The sequence below is a fragment of the Burkholderia territorii genome (assembly GCF_902833055.1).
GTDB lineage: Bacteria > Pseudomonadota > Gammaproteobacteria > Burkholderiales > Burkholderiaceae > Burkholderia > Burkholderia territorii.
This window is the reverse complement of record NZ_CADFEJ010000001.1, coordinates 689,392-707,398: the sequence shown is the minus strand read 5'-3', so window position 1 is coordinate 707,398 and position 18,007 is coordinate 689,392. Positions and strand designations below refer to the sequence as shown.

Annotated in this window: 14 protein-coding genes; 6 read left to right on the top strand and 8 right to left on the bottom strand. The window is 68.2% G+C overall.

Annotated elements, in window-relative coordinates:
- Positions 1 to 57: 57 nt before the first annotated feature.
- Entirely contained in the window at positions 58 to 1,644 is a 1,587-nt protein-coding gene (locus HW466_RS03095; RefSeq protein ID WP_151006110.1) for a glycoside hydrolase family 68 protein, read from the bottom strand.
- Between the two features lie 168 nt (positions 1,645 to 1,812).
- Between HW466_RS03095 and HW466_RS03090 the strand changes: the two genes are divergently transcribed.
- The 5 genes from HW466_RS03090 to HW466_RS03070 all read left to right on the top strand — a co-directional run bounded on the left by HW466_RS03090 (position 1,813) and on the right by HW466_RS03070 (position 7,026).
- Positions 1,813 to 2,847, top strand: a complete 1,035-nt coding sequence (locus HW466_RS03090; RefSeq protein ID WP_151006109.1) for a substrate-binding domain-containing protein — start codon at positions 1,813 to 1,815, stop codon at positions 2,845 to 2,847.
- A 410-nt stretch (positions 2,848 to 3,257) separates the two neighbouring features.
- Complete coding sequence (locus HW466_RS03085; protein WP_059793608.1) at positions 3,258 to 3,944, top strand: type 1 glutamine amidotransferase domain-containing protein; 687 nt, start codon at positions 3,258 to 3,260, stop codon at positions 3,942 to 3,944.
- A 144-nt stretch (positions 3,945 to 4,088) separates the two neighbouring features.
- A complete protein-coding gene (locus HW466_RS03080) occupies positions 4,089 to 5,198 on the top strand; it encodes an NADH:flavin oxidoreductase/NADH oxidase (protein ID WP_059541088.1) in 1,110 nt (369 codons plus the stop codon).
- Between the two features lie 158 nt (positions 5,199 to 5,356).
- The gene (locus HW466_RS03075) at positions 5,357 to 6,427 is read left to right on the top strand and encodes an AI-2E family transporter (protein ID WP_151005539.1); all 1,071 of its coding nucleotides are present in this window, start codon (positions 5,357 to 5,359) and stop codon (positions 6,425 to 6,427) included.
- Between the two features lie 224 nt (positions 6,428 to 6,651).
- Positions 6,652 to 7,026 carry a hypothetical protein gene (locus HW466_RS03070; protein WP_059541430.1) on the top strand — a complete coding sequence of 125 codons (375 nt, stop codon included), beginning with the start codon at positions 6,652 to 6,654 and terminating at the stop codon, positions 7,024 to 7,026.
- A 39-nt stretch (positions 7,027 to 7,065) separates the two neighbouring features.
- On the opposite strand, the gene HW466_RS03065 is transcribed toward HW466_RS03070, so the two are convergent.
- Entirely contained in the window at positions 7,066 to 7,860 is a 795-nt protein-coding gene (locus HW466_RS03065; RefSeq protein WP_059507351.1) for an SDR family NAD(P)-dependent oxidoreductase, read from the bottom strand.
- Between the two features lie 160 nt (positions 7,861 to 8,020).
- On the opposite strand from HW466_RS03065, the gene HW466_RS03060 reads away from it, so the two are divergent.
- The gene (locus HW466_RS03060; protein WP_151005537.1) at positions 8,021 to 8,869 is read left to right on the top strand and encodes an AraC family transcriptional regulator; all 849 of its coding nucleotides are present in this window, start codon (positions 8,021 to 8,023) and stop codon (positions 8,867 to 8,869) included.
- Positions 8,870 to 8,982: 113 nt separating this feature from the next.
- Here the strand turns inward: HW466_RS03060 and HW466_RS03055 are convergent, their stop codons facing one another.
- The 6 genes from HW466_RS03055 to HW466_RS03030 form a co-directional block, all read right to left on the bottom strand.
- Positions 8,983 to 9,579, bottom strand: coding sequence for a LysE family translocator (locus tag HW466_RS03055; RefSeq protein ID WP_059507723.1), 597 nt, complete (start codon positions 9,577 to 9,579; stop codon positions 8,983 to 8,985).
- Between the two features lie 94 nt (positions 9,580 to 9,673).
- On the bottom strand, positions 9,674 to 11,125 hold the full coding sequence (locus HW466_RS03050; protein WP_059507353.1) for a heavy metal sensor histidine kinase: 1,452 nt from the start codon (positions 11,123 to 11,125) through the stop codon (positions 9,674 to 9,676).
- Positions 11,122 to 11,817 (bottom strand): heavy metal response regulator transcription factor, encoded by a 696-nt coding sequence (locus HW466_RS03045; protein WP_059450219.1) that lies wholly within the window; start codon positions 11,815 to 11,817, stop codon positions 11,122 to 11,124. The genes HW466_RS03050 and HW466_RS03045 overlap by 4 nt, the downstream gene beginning before the upstream one ends.
- Before the next feature lie 20 nt (positions 11,818 to 11,837).
- Entirely contained in the window at positions 11,838 to 13,352 is a 1,515-nt protein-coding gene (locus HW466_RS03040; RefSeq protein ID WP_174905418.1) for an efflux transporter outer membrane subunit, read from the bottom strand.
- Between the two features lie 5 nt (positions 13,353 to 13,357).
- Complete coding sequence (locus HW466_RS03035; RefSeq protein ID WP_151006137.1) at positions 13,358 to 14,590, bottom strand: efflux RND transporter periplasmic adaptor subunit; 1,233 nt, start codon at positions 14,588 to 14,590, stop codon at positions 13,358 to 13,360.
- Positions 14,591 to 14,612: 22 nt separating this feature from the next.
- Entirely contained in the window at positions 14,613 to 17,780 is a 3,168-nt protein-coding gene (locus HW466_RS03030) for an efflux RND transporter permease subunit (protein WP_059450221.1), read from the bottom strand.
- Positions 17,781 to 18,007: the final 227 nt, after the last annotated feature.

The window sequence follows — 18,007 nt, the reverse complement described above, 5'->3', positions numbered from 1 at the left end:
GCGACATGCGCCGCCTCGACGCTGGCGGGCGGTGCCCGCAGCGTTCGTGCGCGCCCGTTACGGACGGGTGCCGGGGCCGCCGTTGTGGTCGGCGCCGGTCGCCGGCAGATTCGCCGGGATGTCGCCGTAACCGCCGAGGCCGCCGCGTCCGTATGCACGGTCGACCGCCGTCGACGTGCCGCTGATGTTGACCTTCACGGTCGGCGCAAGGGTGCCGCCGCGACGCGGGCCGATCGCATCGATGAACGACTCGACGAGACCGCCCGGCATCACGTAGTGCGAATACGACTGGAACTCGCGCGGGTTCTGGTTCGGGTCCTGCGAATACGGCGCGCCGGCCGGCGCGGAGAAGTCGGTCGGGTTGCCGAGCACGAGGCCGCTGCCGCCGTTCAGCGGCAGGAAGTCGCTCCGGATGCCGTTGCCGACGAAGCCGTAGACACCATCCGGCCCGTCGACGCCCGCGGCCATCGTCGTGCGGTGGCTGATCGTGAACAGGTAGTACTTGCCGTCCTTTAGATAGATCTGCGGGCGCTCGGTCTGGTCGTCGACGCAGTTCGCCGACAGGATCGGCGGCAGGAACTTCCATTCGGTCAGTTGCGGGTTCGTCGCGACAGCGAGGCCGACGTTGGCCTTTTGATACACTGCGCCCGAGTTCATCACGGCGTTGAGGTCTTCCCGGTGCGGATCGTTCGGCGCGTAGCCGAGGTCGGCCTCGGTGCAGGTGCGGGCGCCGCGCGGGCCGCCGGTGTTGCCTTCGAACACCATGTAGGTCTTGCCCGGATGCGCGGGGTCGGTGAACACGAACGGATCGCGGAACGAGAAGTAGGTGTTTTGCTGGCCGGTCTGGTAGTAGTTGCCGTCCGGTTGCAGCAGCGCCTTGTGATCGTCGAAGCCGCTGAACCACACGTGCTTGTCGTCGGCATGGATGTGGCCGTCGGCGCGCGTGATGATCGCCTGCGGCGGCGTGATGTCGGCGCCGCCGGGCGCCGAGCGGTTGAACGAGGTCGCGGTGTAGTAGAGGCTGACGTTGTCGCCGTGCGTGAGCCGCGCCGAGCCCGACCATTCGGCGTTATTGGTCATCGGCGACGTGCCGAACACCTTGACGCTCGCGCCGTCCGGGAACAGGTGGCCGCCCCAGGTCCAGCCGCCGTTCGCGGGACGCTGCGACGCGGGGATGCCGGCACGGCGATAGAAGAAGCCGATGCGCGCATGGACGTGACGATCGTCGAACGTGTAGCCGGCGTGCGGATCGGCCGTGAGCGAGAAGATCACTTCCCAGCCCTTGTAGCTGAGCTGGTTCGCGCGCAGGTCGGCCAGCGGCCAGGTATCCCAGACCCATACGTTCGAGTTGATCAGCGGGAAATCCTGCGGGATGTCCGGCATCGTCAGCGACTGCGGCAGCGAGTTCCTGTCGGCGCCGGCCGTGTGCGACTGCGCGACGATCTGGCGGATGTCCGCGCGGGTCCAGCGCATCGTGAAAGTGCCTTCGGGATCGTAGGCCTGCTGCGTATGCGGCGTGGGCGCGGGCGCGCCGGTGCTTTGCGCATGCGCGACGGATGACGCGGACGCGAAGGCGGCCAGTGCCGCGCCAGCGAAGAGCAAACGTTTGGCTGCGGTCGCGCGGCAAAAAGGAAAGTAAGTCATGTCGGCGTTGTTTCCGTTGACGGTGAAAGGGAACTGTTGAGATGGCATTCGAATCCAAACCGGTTTGGATGCTATTTCAAACCGGTTTGGACGTCAAAAGATAAATATTTGACGGTAATAACTGCCATTCGGAAATAATTGCCGGCCGAGACGGGATAGATGAATGGCATGCACAACGCGAGGAGCGACGTGAAGGTGAATCTGAAGGCGCTGTCGGATGCGCTCGGGCTGTCGCGCACGACGGTCAGTCGGGCGCTGAACGGCTACGACGACGTGAGCGAGGCGACCCGCGAGCGCGTGATGAAGGCGGCGCGCGAACTCGGCTATGTCGCGGATCCGACCGCGCGGCGGCTGGCGACGGGGCGCGCCGATGCGATCGGCATCGTGTATCCGTTCGGCGCCGGCGATCTTGGCGATCCGCGCTTCGGCGAAGTCGTTGCGGGCATTACCGAGCGGCTCGGCGAGCGCAACCTCGACTTCATCATCGCGGCCGCGCGCCCGAATGCGGAGTTCGACACGTATCGCCGGCTGGTCGACGGCAGGCTCGTCGACGGGCTGATCGTCGCGCGCACGCTGGTCGACGATCCGCGCATCGCGTACCTGCGCTCGAATGCGTTTCCGTACGTCGCGTACGGTCGGACGCAAGCTGCCGACCCTTACGCATGGTTCGATTTCGACAACGAAGCGGGCGCGCGCGATGCGGTGCGCCGCCTGATCGGCTTCGGTCATCGACGGATCGCGATGATCAGTGCACCGCTGTCGCTGAATTTCGCGATGCAGCGTCGCGCCGGCTATCTCGCGGCGCTGCGCGAGGCCGGCATCGACGCCGATCCGGCATTGCTCGTCGAGTGTGCTTTTACGCGAGACGGCGGGCACGAGGCCGCGCAGACCCTGCTTGCGCTGGCCGAACGGCCGACGGCGCTGCTCGTGGACAACAATATCGCGGGTGGCGGGGCGTTCCGCGCGCTGGCCGACAGCGGCTTGCGGCTGGGCCGCGACATGTCGCTGATCGTCTATGACGGCGTGCCGCCGGATATCGCGCATCCGCATCGGGTCACGGCGGTGGTGCAGCCGACCGGACATGCGACCGGGCGTGCGCTGGCGGACCTGATGCTGGGCCTGCTTGCCGACGGCGTTCGCGGGCATCGGCTCGAGATGCCGACGATCGACGCAGGCGACACCGACGGGCCGTTGAACGGCTAACCGCTGCGGCCGCACGCACTGTAGCGCGATCGGCGATGAGCGTCGCGGGACGCGCTCCAGCGCAAAAGCCATGACGGTGACAGGGCTGAATGCATGTGTTCTAGACGACCGGTCTAATCCGGCGCTATCATCCGGCCTCATGAATGCGACGTCGCTCCTGCCAGCGGACGCGAAAATGCCATATCGCGCTGCGATGCTGGTGCAGGAGATGCCGTCGTTTTTTTCGCGCTTGCTCTAGACGACTGGTCTAATAGGCTCGCGCAAGATTTTTTCGGTACGGAGCCGGCACGTTGACGCGCGCTAGCGGCCTAACCGGCAGGCGCGCCGTCGGCGCCCGGCACGCGGCGTGCGTCGCGTTGGCTGCCGTCGCGACGCGGCCCCGTTCCCCCATTTCGAAGGAGTGTCCGATCATGAAGATTCTGGTTGTCCTGACCTCGCACGATACGCTCGGCGACACCGGCAAGAAGACCGGCTTCTGGCTCGAGGAACTGGCCGCGCCGTACTACGCGTTCAAGGATGCGGGCGTCGAGCTGACGCTCGCGTCGCCGAAGGGCGGCCAGCCGCCGCTCGACCCGAAGAGCAGCGATCCGTCGGCGCAGACCGACGCGACGCGCCGCTTCGACGCTGATCCGGCCGCCAAGGCCGTGCTCGCGGCCACGCACAAGCTGGCCGACGTGTCCGCCGACGATTACGACGCACTGTTCTATCCGGGCGGGCACGGCCCGTTGTGGGACCTTGCCGAAGACCTGCACTCGATCGGCCTCATCGAGCGCGCGCTGGCGGCGGGCAAGCCGGTTGCCGCCGTGTGCCACGCGCCGGGCGTGCTGCGCCACGTGAAGGATCCGAAGACCGGCGAATCGGTCGTGCGCGGCAAACGTGCGACGGGCTTCACCAACAGCGAGGAAGCGGCCGTCGAGCTGACGGAAGTGGTGCCGTTCCTCGTCGAGGACATGCTGAAGACCAACGGTGCGCAGTTCGAGCGCAGCGCCGACTGGGCGCCGCATGTCGTCACCGACGGGCTGCTGATCACCGGGCAGAACCCCGCGTCGTCGGCGCCCGCTGCCGAGGCGCTGCTCGCGAAGCTCGGCCGCCAGTAAGCCGGCGCGCTGCCGGCGTGACCGGCACCGCGCCGTTTCCGTCGTCGGGCGCGACCGGCCCGGCGGCGGCCTGACTCGTTCCGCCGTGCGCACCGCACGACGGCTCATCCAGTCGTTTCGTAGAACCAAGCAAAGGAGTGGTGGATGTCTGCCCTGTTCGAACCGTTCAAACTCAAGGATGTCACGCTGCGCAACCGTATCGCGGTGCCGCCGATGTGCCAGTACGTCGCCGAAGACGGCGTCGTCAACGACTGGCATCACGTGCATCTGGCCGGCATCGCGCGCGGCGGCGCGGGCCTCGTGATCGCGGAGGCGACCGCCGTGTCGCCGGAAGGCCGCATCACGCCGGGCTGCGCCGGGTTGTGGACCGATGCGCAGGCCGAGGCGTTCGCGCCGTCGGTCGCGGCGATCAAGGCGGCCGGCGCGGTGCCGGGCATCCAGATCGCGCATGCGGGCCGCAAGGCGAGCGCGAACCGTCCGTGGGAAGGCGACGACCACATCGCCGACGGCGATCCGCGTGGCTGGCAGACCATCGCACCGTCGGCCGTGCCGTTCGGCGCGCATTTGCCGAAGACGCCGCGCGCGATGACGCACGACGACATCGCACGCGTGCAGGCCGACTTCGTCGCATCCGCGAAGCGCGCCCGCGACCTCGGCTTCGAATGGCTCGAGCTGCACTTCGCGCACGGCTATCTCGGCCAGAGCTTCTTCTCCGTGCATTCGAACCGGCGCGACGACGAGTACGGCGGCTCGGCCGAAAACCGCGGCCGTTTCCTCGTCGACACGCTGAAGGCCGTCCGCCAGGTCTGGCCGGAGCACCTGCCGCTGACCGCGCGTCTCGGCGTGATCGAATACGACGGCCGCGACGAAGAGACGCTCGCCGAATCGATCGCGCTCACGCAGCGGATGAAGCAGGAAGGCCTCGACATGCTGAGCGTGTCGGTCGGCTTCTCGACGCCCGACGCGCGCATTCCGTGGGGGCCTGCATTCCTCGCGCCGATCGCGGAGCGCGTGCGCCGCGAGGCCGGCCTGCCGGTGTCGTCCGCGTGGGGGATCGACACGCCGCAACTGGCCGAGCGTGTCGTCGCCGAACGGCAGCTCGACCTCGTGATGGTCGGCCGCGCGCATCTGGCCGATCCGCACTGGCCGTACTACGCAGCCAGGCAGCTCGGCGTCGAGCGTCCGTCGTGGACACTGCCTGCGCCGTACGCACACTGGCTCGAACGCTATCGCGTCGCCGACAAGGTGGCCTGAGCGCACGACGCACCGTGCCGCGCGCGCGACGTGCGGCGCGCATTTGACAATGCTTGGCATCGCGTACGCATGCCGCAGCTGTATCGATGGATAGAATGGCGGTTCGCACCGGCCCTCGGCCGGCACGAACCGCCATTTTTCATTTCGACAGAGGTGCCATGCGCGCACATGTCTCGCCTTCCCAGGATTCCGCCGCGCGGCCGCGTGCGCAGCAGGTCGCCCGCGCCGTGCTGTATGCGGCGCTGCTCGCGCTTGCGCTGTGGGTGATCCGCGATTTCCTTCCCGCCATCGCGTGGGCCTGCGTGATCGCGATCGCGTTGTGGCCGTTGCTGAAACGCTTCGAATCGGACCGCTGGTTTCGCGATCGGCCGACGCTGATCGCGACCGCGATCACCGCGGGCGTATCGCTGCTGGTCGTGCTGCCGGTCGTCATCGCACTGGGCCAGGCGATCTCGCAGGCGCATGACCTGCGCGTCTGGCTGCACTCGATCCAGGACAACGGCATTCCGCTGCCGGACGTCGTCGGCCGGCTGCCGTACGGCGCCGCCCAGATCACCGAGTGGTGGCAGGCCAATCTCGGCCATCCGCTGCACGCGGCCACCGCGATGCATGGCGCGAGCGGCGAGAAATTCATCGCGTTCGGGCGGCAGTTCGGCACGAAGCTCGTGCATGCGCTGTTCGAGTTCGGCTTCATGCTCGTCACGCTGTTCGTGATCATGAGGGCCGGCCACAAGTTGTCGGGCGCGTTGCTGCAGGGCGCGGAGCGTGCGTTCGGGCGCGGCGGCGCGGCCCTGATCGAACGGATGGTGGCGGCCGTGTACGGCACGGTGACGGGGCTGGTCGTCGTCGGGCTGGGCGAGGGTGCCATACTCGGCGTCGCGTATGCACTCGCGGGTGTTCCGCATGCGGCGCTGCTCGGCCTCGTCACGGCCGTCGCGGCGATGTTGCCGTTCTGCGCGCCGATCGTGTTCTGCGGCGCGGCGCTCTGGCTGTTCGTGCAGGGTGCGACCGTGTGGGCCGTCGTGGTGCTGGTGCTCGGCTTCGTGGTCGTGTTCGTCGCCGAGCATTTCGTGCGGCCGGTGCTGATCGGCAACTCGACCCGCCTGCCGTTCCTGCTCGTGCTGTTCGGTATCCTCGGCGGTGCCGAGACGTTCGGGCTGATCGGGCTGTTCGTCGGCCCGGCGCTGATGACGGTGCTGACGATGCTGTGGGCCGAATGGGTCGCTTGAAGACGAGGTTCGTTGCGCCGATCCGGGCCATCGGCGCGACGGTACGGACGCGCGTGCGCGCCCGCGCGAGGCGTTCATGGTTCGCGCCGATCGGGCGTGTGCCGGGGCGCGTCGAATGCAGCTTCGGACACAAGTCTCTACATTTCTTTTCGATCCGGACCCAAAGGTCTAGTAGCATGGGGCTTTCGATCACGCCGGCATGGCGCAGCAGATTTTCCCCAAGCATGCGATTGATTCCGATGTCCCGTCCGGCAAAGACGCTTTCCGTAGCCGCCACGTGCCTGATGCTGCACGGCTGCGCGTGGTTCGACTCGTGGTTGCCGTTCTCGTATTCGCGCACCCCGCTGGCGCGGGCAGCGTCGCGGCATGGCGCGACGCGCGCCGATGTCGTTCGTGCGGCCGGCAACCCGCGCAGCGTGTGGATGGTCCGTAACGGCAGCGGCGTCTGCTACAACTACTTCATCGAGCACGGCAACGATCACCGGGCGTACTTCGTCGTGTTCGACAAGGCAGGTGTTGTCACGCAACATGGCTTCGATACCTGCATGGATGCGGATCGCAAGGGTGCGCTGCAGGCGGACAAGGCGGCTTCGCGATAGCGCCGCCGCCACGCGCCGCGCGAGCGTGTCACGCAGTCGTCACGCGATCGTGTCGACCACACCGCCGTCGACGCGCAACGCCGCACCCGTCGTCGCCGAGGCCTGCGGCGAACACACATACACCACCAGATTCGCGACTTCCTCCGTCGTTGCCGGCCGCTGGATGATCGAGCTCGCGCGCTGGCTGCGCACGAAGTCCACCGCGACGTCGTCGATGCTGCGGCCCGTGGCGTCGGCCGTCTCCTTCAGCAGCGCGCGCACGCCTTCCGACATCGTCGGCCCCGGCAGCACGGAATTGACGGTCACGTTGGTGCCGGCCGCGAGTTTCGCCAGGCCGCGCGCGATCGCGAGCTGTGCGGTCTTCGTGAACCCGTAGTGAATCATGTCGACCGGGATGTTCAAGCCCGATTCCGACGAAATGAACACGATGCGGCCCGTGTTGCGCGCGAGCATTCCCTTCAGGTAGTGCCGCGCGAGACGCACGCCGGACATCACGTTCATCTGGAAGTAATGCGCCCATTCGTCGTCGTCGATGTCGAAGAACGCCTTCAGCCCGTAGATGCCCGCGTTGTTCACGAGGATGTCGGCGTCCGGCGTGTGCTGCGTGATGCGCGCGGCGCCCGCGGCGTCGGAGAGGTCGGCGGCGATGCCGTCAATGTCCGCGCCGGGCACCGCGCTGCGCAGCAGCGCGAGCGCGGCATCAACCGACTTGTCGCTGCGGCCGTTGACGACGACGCGTGCGCCGGCCTGCGCGAGCCCTTCGGCAATCGCCAGCCCGATGCCGGCGGTGGAAGCGGTCACGACCGCGGTCTTGCCTGTCAGATCGATGTGCATGAATGTACCGGTTGAAAGAGGGAACGGAACCCGCCGCGTCTACCGCGGCGGCCGAACTAAAAGCTTAGGCGATCCGGCCGCGAAGCGTCGGGTCGCGGTTGCATCGCGCCGCGCAGTCTTGTACGGTGTGCGTTCGCCATCCGTTCCGGGAGCCTGCCGCGTGAGCCGTTCCGCCAATTCCCTCGCCGTGCCGTCGCCGTTCTGGCGCGATACCGCGCTGCCGTTCATCGAGGCGCGCACCGTCGACGACGGTCGGACGATCTGTTACGCGAAGCACACGCACGACACGTTTTCGGTCGGCGCGATCGTCGGCGGCAAGAGCACGTACCTGAACGGCGCGACGAAGGAGCACGTCGGGCGCGGCGTGCTCGTGATCATCGATCCGGAGCAGGTGCATGCATGCAATCCGTATGGCCCCGCCGCGTGGGCGTACCGGATGGTCTATGTCGACGTGCCGTGGCTCGCACGGTTGCAGCATGCGCTCGGGCGCGATCCGAACAGCGATTTTCGCGGCTTTTCGCAGAAGTTGACGGATCGGCGTGACCTGTTCGCGCAATTCGGCGGCTTTTACCGCACGCTCGTGGCACCCGGCGTCGATCCGCTCGGCAAGGAAAGCGCGGCGGTCGAATTCTTCACGCGGCTGCACGGCGCGCTCGATCGCGTGTCGCCCGACGACCCGCGGCGCGGGGCCGACAACACGAAGCTCGCGCGCGCGGCAGACTACATCGCCGCGCATTGCCGTCAGGCCGTCACGCTCGATGCGATCTGCGCGGCCGCCGACCTGTCGCCGTCGTACCTGATCCGCGCGTTCAACGCCCGCTACGGGATGACACCGCATGCGTTCCTGATCGACCGTCGCGTGCAGTACGGCCGCGCGGAATTGCGCCGCGGCCGGCCGATTGCCGAGGTCGCGCTCGACGCGGGTTTTGCGGACCAGGCGCATTTCCAGCGCGCGTTCCGGCGCATCGCGGCCGCCACGCCGGGCCAATATCGAAGCGCCGCGAACTGAGCGGGGGACCGGCCGGCGCCGGGGCGGTGCCGCAGCGGCCGACGACTGCCCACGACTGCCGGCGCTGCCGCTACCCGCCACCCACCGCAAAAACACCGTTCGAAGCGACACCGCTAGACATCGAGCAGATAAAGCGCGCTGCCCGCGAGCAACACCGCCATCGCGCGGTTGAACAGCCGCATCCGCCGCGCATTCGCGAGCCAGTGCCGCAGCGACGCACCCGCATACCCCCAGCACGAGATCGACGCGAAGCAGATCACCAGATACAGCGCCGCGAATTGCCACACCTGCGCGCGGCCGCCATCGGCCGCAAACGCACCCATCGCGGCCACGCATGCGAGCCATGCCTTCGGATTCAGCCATTGCATCGCCGCGCCCGCAGCCGCCGACGGGCCTGCGAGGTTCGACGCGTCCGGATCGTCCGACAGCCGCCCGTCATCGAGCGCCAGCCGCAGCGCGAGGTAAAGCAGGAACGCGATCCCGGACCATCGAGTGGCCGTGGTCAGCATCGGCCAGCGCGCGAGCGCCGCGTGCAGCCCGAGGCCGATCAGCAGGAACAGCGCGACGAAGCCGAGCGTCGCGCCGGCCGCATAGCGCAGGCTCGCGCCGAGGCCGTGGCGCGCGCCCGCGCCGAGCGCGACGATGTTGACGGGACCGGGCGTGATCGACGACGCCAGCGCGAACGCGGCCATCGAAACCAGCATGCTCATCATGTGTCTCCATGCGAAGGTGAAAGTCGCATCGAGACTAAGGAAGCCGCGCGTGTCCGTATTGAAGAAAACTGCCCTCGGCGGCGCGATGTCGTCAGTGCATCGCGCGCGACGCATGCGTCGTGCGCAGCGCGTGCGGGCCGCCCGCCTCGGTCGGGCGCAGCGGGCCGACGCTGCTGCACGGCTGCGTCGACACTGAGAAGCCGAACGTATTGACACCGCCCGAGCAAGCGACGAACACGCTGCCGCCGTGCATCTCCGCGACAGCCTTGACGATCGACAGCCCGAGCCCGTGGTTCTCCTTGCTGTTCGCGCGCGCTTCCTCGAGCCGGTAGAAGCGCTCGAACACGTGCGAGCGCTGCACGGGGTCGATCGGCTCGCCGGGATTGGCGACCGACACGTCGACGAGCGTGTCGCGCGGCGTGATCGTCACGTTCAGCGTCGCGCCCGGCGCCGAATGCTGGATCGCGTTGATCAGCAGGTTGGTCATCGCGCGGCGGAACAGGGAAGGATCGACGGCCGCGCGCGCATCGCCGTGCAATTCGGCGCGCAACTGCGCTTCGTCGAGCGGAATCTCGAGGAAGTCGAGCATGCGCCGCACCTCGTCCGCGAGCGACACGTGTTTCAGGTCGGTCGCGCGCTCGCCGCGATCGCTGCGCGACAGGAACAACATGTCGTTGATGATCACGCGCAGCCGCTCGAATTCCTCGAGGTTCGACTGCAAGGTCTGGCGCATCCGGTCGACCGAACGATCGCGGCTCGTCAGCGCGACCTGGGTCTGGCCGATCAGGATGCTGATCGGCGTGCGCAACTCGTGCGCGACGTCCGCGTTGAACGCCTCGAGCCGCGCGTAGGTCTGCTGGATGCGTTCGAGCGCGCCGTTGAACGACGCGGCCAGATCGCGCAGCTCGGTCGGCAGCGCGTCGGTGTGCAGCCGCTGGCGGCGGTTGGTGGCGTTGATCGCCGCCGCGTCCTGCGACAACCGTTCGAGCGGCGCGAGCCCGAAGCGCGCGACCGCACGGCTCAGCAGCAGCGTGACGACGGTGGCGATCGCGATCAGCGCGGCGAGCGTCCACACGAACCGCCGCAACATCCGCTGCGTGCGCTCGCACGACGACGCGACGATCAGCTTCACGTCGGGGCGCTCGCCGCTGCCGGCGATCGGGACGGTCTTGGTCATCACGTCGTAGCTGCTGTGATTGAGCGCGTATTGCTGGAATGCACCGAACGGTTTGCCGACGGGCACGCCGTCGACGGGATGGCCGAAGCGGAAGTCGGCGTCGGGGCTGTCGACCTGGTAACGCGTCGACCCGTCGGGCGGTTCGAGGTCGGCGAGCTTTTCCTGCATCACGCGGCCGCGCGCGGCCGTGGTCGCGTGCGACACGATCATCTGCGCGACCTTCGCGCGCGTGTCGATGGTCGCGCGCAGCTCGGCGAACAGCTGGCGCTCCATCATCACGAACAGCCCGCAGCCGACCAGCGTGAACACGAGCAGCGACACGATGCCGAACATCGCCGACAGACGCAGGGTGATCGAGCGTTTCATGCGTGCCTCTCGCTGTCGGCGTCCTCGCGCGCCTCGAGTACGTAGCCCATGCCGCGGATCGTGTGCAGCAGCTTCTCCGCGAACGGACCGTCGAGCTTCGCGCGCAGGCGCTTGATCGCCGTCTCGACGACGTTCGCGTTGCTGTCGAAGTTCACGTCCCATACGAGTTCGGCGATCGTCGTTTTCGACAGCACCTCGCCGCTGCGTCGCGCGAGCACGCCGAGCAGCTGGAATTCCTGCGCGGTCAGGTCGAGCCGCGTGCCGTCGCGGGACGCGCGCCGGCCGATCAGGTCGACGCGCAGGTCGCCGATCGAAATCAGCGTCGATTCCTGCACGCGCGCACGGCGCGTGAGCGCGCGCAGCCGCTCGATCAATTCGAGGAACGAGAACGGCTTGGTCAGGTAATCGTCGGCGCCGCCGCGCAGCCCGCGCACGCGATCGTCGACGCGATCGCGCGCGGTCAGCATGATCACGGGCGTCTGCTTCTGCGCGCGCAATGCGCGCAGCACGCCGAAGCCGTCGAGTTTCGGCAGCATCACGTCGAGCACGACCACGTCGTATTCGAATTCGACGGCCTTCCACGCGCCGTCCTCGCCGTCCAGCGCGGTATCGACGACCCAGCCTTCCTCGGTCAGGCCGCTCTTCAGGTATTCGACGACTTTCGGTTCGTCTTCGACGATCAGGACTTTCATGGGTGTGTCCTTGTAACCGGTTAGGGGCCGACGCTCGCGGCGGGCCCGAGGTTTGCCGTGGCGACGCCGGTTGGCGCGGCGCCGCTCGTCGCACCGCCGTCCCAGCCGCCGCCGAGCGCCTTCGCGAGATACACGACGAGCGCCGCGCGCTGGCCCTGGATCTGCACGGCCTGGCGTTCGCTCGTCAGCAACTGCTGCTGCGCGGTGAGCACGTCGATGAACGGCGTGAGGCCGCCCGCGTAGCGGTCCTGCGCGAGCGACACGAGCTTGCGCGCGTCGTCGACGGCCGCCGCTGCCTGCTGCGCGGCTTCGGCCAGCACCGCCAGGCCCGTCACCGCATTCTGCACCTCCTGGAACGCGGTGAGCACGGTCTGCCGGTAACTGGCCTGCGCGGCGACGTAGCCGGCCTGCGCGAAATCGACGCCGGCCTTCAGCTTGCCACCTTCGAACAGCGGCTGGCTGACGGACGCGCCGACCGACCACAGCAGCGCCGGCACGGTAAAGAGCCCGGAGAAGCGCGTCGCGTCCCAGCCGATGTCGGGCGACAGCGCGATGCGCGGGAAGTACGCGGCACGCGCGACGCCGATCTGCGCATTCGCGGCGGCCATCGCGCGCTCGGCCGACGCGACGTCGGGCCGGCGCTGCAGCAGGTCGCTCGGCATGCCGGTCGGCAACGCGGGCGCGGTGATCGGCACCACGCGCGGCGGCAGCGTGAATTCGGGAGCCGGCGTGCCGACCAGCGTCGCGATCGCGGTTTCGACTTGCGCGCGCTGCTGGATCAGCAATTGTGACTGCGTGCGCGTCGCGTCGAGCTGCGCGCGTTGCTGCAGCAGGTCGAGGCCGGACACCGCGCCGAGATCATGGCGCGCGCTCACGTAATCGAGCGCTTTCTGCTGCAGATCGATCGAACGCTTGACGACGTCGATCTCGCTGTCGAGCTCGCGCAGCGCGAAGTAGCTCGACGCGAGATCGGCGCTCAGCACGAGGCGCGCGTTCGCGAAATCGTCGCGCGCCTGTTCGGAGCTCGCCTGCGCGGATTCGACGTTGCGCCGCACGCGGCCGAACAGGTCGAGCTCGTAGCTCACGCTTGCGCCGACCTGTATTTCGTTCTGCACGGTCGACATGCTTCGCGTCGCATAGTTGGTCTGCGGCCGCTCTCCGGAGATCTTGAAGCGCTGGCCGCTCACGTTCAGGCCGACGGCCGGATACTGCGCGGACGAGACCGATGCGAGCGTCGCCTTTGCCTGGTCGTAGCGCGCGGCGACGGCCTTCAGGTTCTGGTTGTTGCGCAAGGCGTCGGCTTCGAGCGCGTCGAGCTGCGCGTCGCCGAAGGCAGTCCACCAGGCCGGATCGAGCGGCGCGCGGGCGGGCGCGGCCGGGTGCCAGTATGCGTCGGCCGGGTCGAGCCGCCACGCGGCCGGCGTGTCGACGGCGGGGCGCCGGTAGTCGGGGCCGACCGTGCAGCCGGCAAGGGCCGCGACCGCGACGATGGCCAGCACCGCCGGGACTGCGGAAGGGCGCAGGCGGGCGCGCAGCGCGCTCACGACTTCGCTCCGTTGGCGGAGGGCGCGGGCTTCGCGACGGGCGGCGCCTGCACGATGACCGTGTCGCCGTTCGCGAGCGCGTCGCTCGGGTTCGCGACGAGGCGGTCGTTCGGCGTGAGCGGGCCGTCGACCTCGAGCGTTTGTCCGATCGTGCGCGCGATCGTCACGGCCTTCAGATGCACGTGGCCGTTCGCATCGACCGCCGCGACGGTCGGCCCTTCGGCGCGGAACAACAGCGTATTGGCCGGAATCTGCAAGCGCCCGACCGGCGTCATCGGCAGCGTCGCCTGCACGTACGCGCCGGGCAGCAGTCGTCCGTCCGGGTTCGGCAGCGTGATCTCGATCTGCAGCGAGCGCGTCGCGACGTCGATCGCCTGCGACGTGCGCGTGATCGTGCCGTCGAAGGTCTGGCCGGGCAGTTCGGCCTGTGCGACGCTCACGTGCTGGCCGACTTTCACCTGCTGCGCGTACGCTTGCGGCACCTGCACGTATAGCCGCAGCCGGTCGGCCTGCACGACCGTGAACAGCGCGCGGCCCCCGTTGCCGGAACTGACGAGGTCGCCGACGTCGACGTTGCGCTGCGTGACGATCCCGTCGATCGGCGCGACGATCCGCTGGAAGCCCTTCAGTTCGGTAAGCCGGCGCATGTTCGCATCGGCCGCCGCGAGATTCGCGCTGCCCTGGTTGAACGCACCTTGCCGGTCGTCGAGTTCCTGCTGCGATACCGCATCGCGCTGGCGCAGTTGCTGCGCGCGGTCGAACGACGTCTTCGCGAGCGCGAGCGCCGCCTGCGCCTGCTGGCGCTGCGCGGTGGCCTGCGCGAGCTCCTGGTTCAGCTCGGGCGTGTCGAGCTCGGCGAGCAGTTGCCCCTGCTTCACGCGCGCGCCGATGTCGGCCTGCCAGCGCAGCACGTAGCCGCTTGCGCGCGCATAGATCGGCGCCTCGACGAAGCCGCGCAGCGTGCCGGGCAGCGTCAGCTTGCCGCCGGTTTCCGCATCGACCGGATGCACGACATTCACGTACTGGCGCGTGTTCTGTTCGGCGACCGCATCGAGGCGCTGGTGGTTCAGCACGTCGACGACGATCGTGCGCGCGGCGCCCGCGGCCAGCAGCACGCCGATCACGATCAGCACGAGCCGCCCGCGCCGCGACACCGACGTGCGCGTCGGCAGGTGCATGCCGTGTTCGTCCACCTGGATGCCGACGGCGCTGTGATGTTTCTCTTCCATGAATTGACCTGGGGGGCGAAAGTCAGTGTCCGGCCTGGCGCGCGCGCCGGCGGGCCAGCCGCGAATGCACGCCGCCGAATACCAGCGGCACGAACAGCAGTGTCGAAACGGTGGCGAACAGCAGGCCGCCGATCACCGCGCGGCCGAGCGGCGCGTTCTGCTCGGCGCCTTCGCCGAGACCGAGCGCCATCGGCACCATCCCGATGATCATCGCGAGCGCCGTCATCAGCACCGGGCGGATGCGCGTCGCGCCGGCCTCCAGCGCGGCGGTGAGCGGCGGCGCACCCGCGGCGAGGCGTTGGCGCGCGAACGAGACGACCAGGATGCTGTTCGCGGTCGCGACGCCGACCGTCATGATCGCGCCCGTCAGCGCGGGCACGCTCAGGTGCGTGCCGGTGATGAACAGCATCCACGCGATGCCGGCGAGCGCGGCCGGCATCGCGCTGATGATGATCAGCGGATCGAGCCACGACTGGAAGTTCACGACGATCAGCAGGTAGACGAGCACGATCGCCATCGCGACGCCCGCGCCGAGACCGATGTACGACGTGCGCATCGTCTCGACCTGGCCGCGCACCGTGAGGTCGGTGCCGCGCGGCAGCGTCGCGCGCGCGTCGGACACGACCCGGTCGATCGCGCCCGCGACCGAGCCGAGGTCGCGGCCCTCGACGCTCACGTACAGGTCGATCGCCGGGCGGATGTTGTAATGCGTGATCACGGCCGGGTTCGAGACCGGACGGATCCGCACGAGGTTGCCGAGCAGCTGCAGCGGCATGCCCGTGCGCCCGCTCGCGGAAATCGGCGTGCCGAGCAGGTCGTCGATCGACGCGATGTTGTATTGCGGGGTCTGGATCTGCAGCGGGTACTGGACACCGGTGCGCGGATTGATCCAGAACGACGGGGTCGTCTGGGAACTGCCGGACAGCGAGATCAGCATGTTCTGCGCGACGTTCTGCGCGGAAAGGCTGAGCTGCTGCATGCGCGTACGGTCCATGTCGGCCACCAGGGTCGGTTCGTCGTTGCGCTGCAGTACGTGCACGTCGACGGTGCCGGGGATTTGCCTGATCTTCTTCATCAGGCTGCTCGCGATAGCCATGTTACTCGCGAGATCGTTGCCGAGCACCTGCACGTCGATCGCGGCGGGCTGGCCGAAGTTGAGGATCTGCGTGATGATGTCCGACGGCTGGAAGAAGAACTCGACGCCGGGGAAGCGCTGCGGCAGCAGCGTGCGCAGCGTCTGCACGTAGTGCTGGGTCGAGCGGTGGCCCGGCTTCAGCGCGATCATCAGTTCGCCGTCGAGCGTGCCGATCGTGCCGCTGTTGCTGTACGACAGGTTGATGCCGCTCACCGGCAGCCCGAGGTTGTCGACGATCGCGCCGAGCTCGTCGGGCGGAACGGCTTCGCGGATCACGCGCTCGACCTGGTCGGCGAGGCGGGCGGTCTCCTCGATCCGGTAGCCGGTCGGCGCGCGCATGTGCAGCCGGATGTTGCCGGAGTCGGCATTCGGGAAGAAGTCGCGGCCGAGCACGAACACGAGCCCGGTCGACAGCACGCAGAAGCCGAGGAAGCACGTCGCGTAGAAGCGGCGGCGCACCAGCAGGATGCTGAGCAGCACGATGTACCACGCGCGCAGCCGCTCGAATGCGGCGTTGAACGCGTGATGCAGGCGCGCGAAACGCGACGTCGACGGGTCGGGGCCGGTGCTCGCTTGCTGCGGGCGGAACAGCAGCATCGCGAGCGTCGGCACGAGCGTGCGCGACAGCACGTAGGACGCGAGCATCGCGAACACGACGGCTTCGGCGAGCGGCACGAACAGGAACCGCGCGACGCCCGTCAGGAAGAACATCGGCACGAACACGATGCAGATGCACAGCGTCGACACGAACGCGGGCACCGCGATCTCGCCCGCGCCTTCGAGAATCGCATCGTGCAGATTGGTACCGAGATGCAGGTGCCGCTCGATGTTCTCGATCGTGACGGTCGCGTCGTCGACCAGGATCCCCACCGCGAGCGCGAGGCCGCCGAGCGTCATGATGTTGATGGTCTCGCCGAGCGCGGCGAGCGCGATCAGCGACGTGAAGATCGACAACGGAATCGAGATCGCGATGATCAGCGTGCTGCGCCAGTTGCCGAGGAACAGCAGGATCATCATCGCCGTCAGCACGGCCGCGATCAGCGCCTCGTGGATCACACCCTGCACGGCGGCGTTGACGAACACCGACTGGTCGAACAGCGGCGTGATCGTGAGGCCTTCGGGCAGCGTCGGGATCACCTTCGGCAGCAGCGCTTTCAGGTCCGACACGACCTTCAGCGTCGACGCGTCGCCGGTCTTCAGGATCGACATCAGCACGCCGCGTTGGCCGTTCTGGCGCACCACGTTGGTCTGCGGCGCGAAGCCGTCGCGCACCGACGCGACTTCGCGCAGGTAGGTCGTCGCGCCATTGACCGTCTGGACCGGCAGCCCGCTGATGTCGGCGACCGTGTCGGCCGACGCGTTCGTGTCGATCCGGTATTCGGTCTGGCCCATCTTCGCGGTGCCGGTCGGCAGCACGAGATTCTGCGCGTTGACCGCGTTCACGATGTCGGCGGGCGTGAGGCCTTTCGCGAGCAGCGCCTGCGGATCGAGGTCGATCGCGACCACGCGCGTGCGGCCGCCATACGGGAACGGGATCTGCGCGCCCGGGATCGTGATCAGTTGCGGGCGCAGGAAGTTCAGCGCGATGTCGGCGAGCGACTGTTCGCTGAGCGTCTTGCTGGACAGTCCGAGCTGGATCACCGGGATGCTCGACGCGGAATAGGTGATCACGAGCGGCGGCGTCGCGCCCTGCGGCATCTGCCGCACGATCGCCTGCGCGGACGAAACCGTCTGCGCGATCGCGGTCTGCACGTTCGCGCCGGGCTGCAGGAACACCTTCACGACCGCGATGCCGGGCAGCGACGTCGACTCGATGTGCTGGATGTTGTTGACGGTCGTCGTCAGGATCCGCTCATGGACGGCCGTGATCCGGTTGGTCATCTCCTTCGCGGAGAAGCCGGTGTAATTCCAGATCACGCTGATGACGGGAATGTTGACCGCCGGCAGGACGTCGACTGGCGTGCGCATCAGCGCAAGCGGGGTGGCCAGCACGATCATGATGGCCATCACGATGAACGTGTAGGGGCGCCTGAGCGCGAGATTGACGATCCACATGGAGGCAGCGGGACGGGCGGTGCTCAGGCGGCGGTAAAGGGAACCCGAATGATAGGCGTCGCGGCGGAACGGGTCACTGACGCGAAACTGGCGGAATTGTCAGTTTGGGGTGCGGCAGCGAAAGGGCGTTTCGTCGGATGAAAGGCGCGGGCGCCGGCACCCGGAAACCGTTGAAGCACCGCGCGGCGCATGCCGTATCGGCGACGGGTTCCGCTCATCGTACGCCG

Coding starts and splice junctions, on each gene's coding strand:
- HW466_RS03095 (WP_151006110.1), bottom strand. CDS start 1,644: ATGACTTACTTTCCTTTTTGCCGCGCGACCGCAGCCAAACGTTTGCTC.
- HW466_RS03090 (WP_151006109.1), top strand. CDS start 1,813: ATGCACAACGCGAGGAGCGACGTGAAGGTGAATCTGAAGGCGCTGTCG.
- HW466_RS03085 (WP_059793608.1), top strand. CDS start 3,258: ATGAAGATTCTGGTTGTCCTGACCTCGCACGATACGCTCGGCGACACC.
- HW466_RS03080 (WP_059541088.1), top strand. CDS start 4,089: ATGTCTGCCCTGTTCGAACCGTTCAAACTCAAGGATGTCACGCTGCGC.
- HW466_RS03075 (WP_151005539.1), top strand. CDS start 5,357: ATGCGCGCACATGTCTCGCCTTCCCAGGATTCCGCCGCGCGGCCGCGT.
- HW466_RS03070 (WP_059541430.1), top strand. CDS start 6,652: ATGCGATTGATTCCGATGTCCCGTCCGGCAAAGACGCTTTCCGTAGCC.
- HW466_RS03065 (WP_059507351.1), bottom strand. CDS start 7,860: ATGCACATCGATCTGACAGGCAAGACCGCGGTCGTGACCGCTTCCACC.
- HW466_RS03055 (WP_059507723.1), bottom strand. CDS start 9,579: ATGAGCATGCTGGTTTCGATGGCCGCGTTCGCGCTGGCGTCGTCGATC.
- HW466_RS03050 (WP_059507353.1), bottom strand. CDS start 11,125: ATGAAACGCTCGATCACCCTGCGTCTGTCGGCGATGTTCGGCATCGTG.
- HW466_RS03045 (WP_059450219.1), bottom strand. CDS start 11,817: ATGAAAGTCCTGATCGTCGAAGACGAACCGAAAGTCGTCGAATACCTG.
- HW466_RS03035 (WP_151006137.1), bottom strand. CDS start 14,590: ATGGAAGAGAAACATCACAGCGCCGTCGGCATCCAGGTGGACGAACAC.
- HW466_RS03030 (WP_059450221.1), bottom strand. CDS start 17,780: ATGTGGATCGTCAATCTCGCGCTCAGGCGCCCCTACACGTTCATCGTG.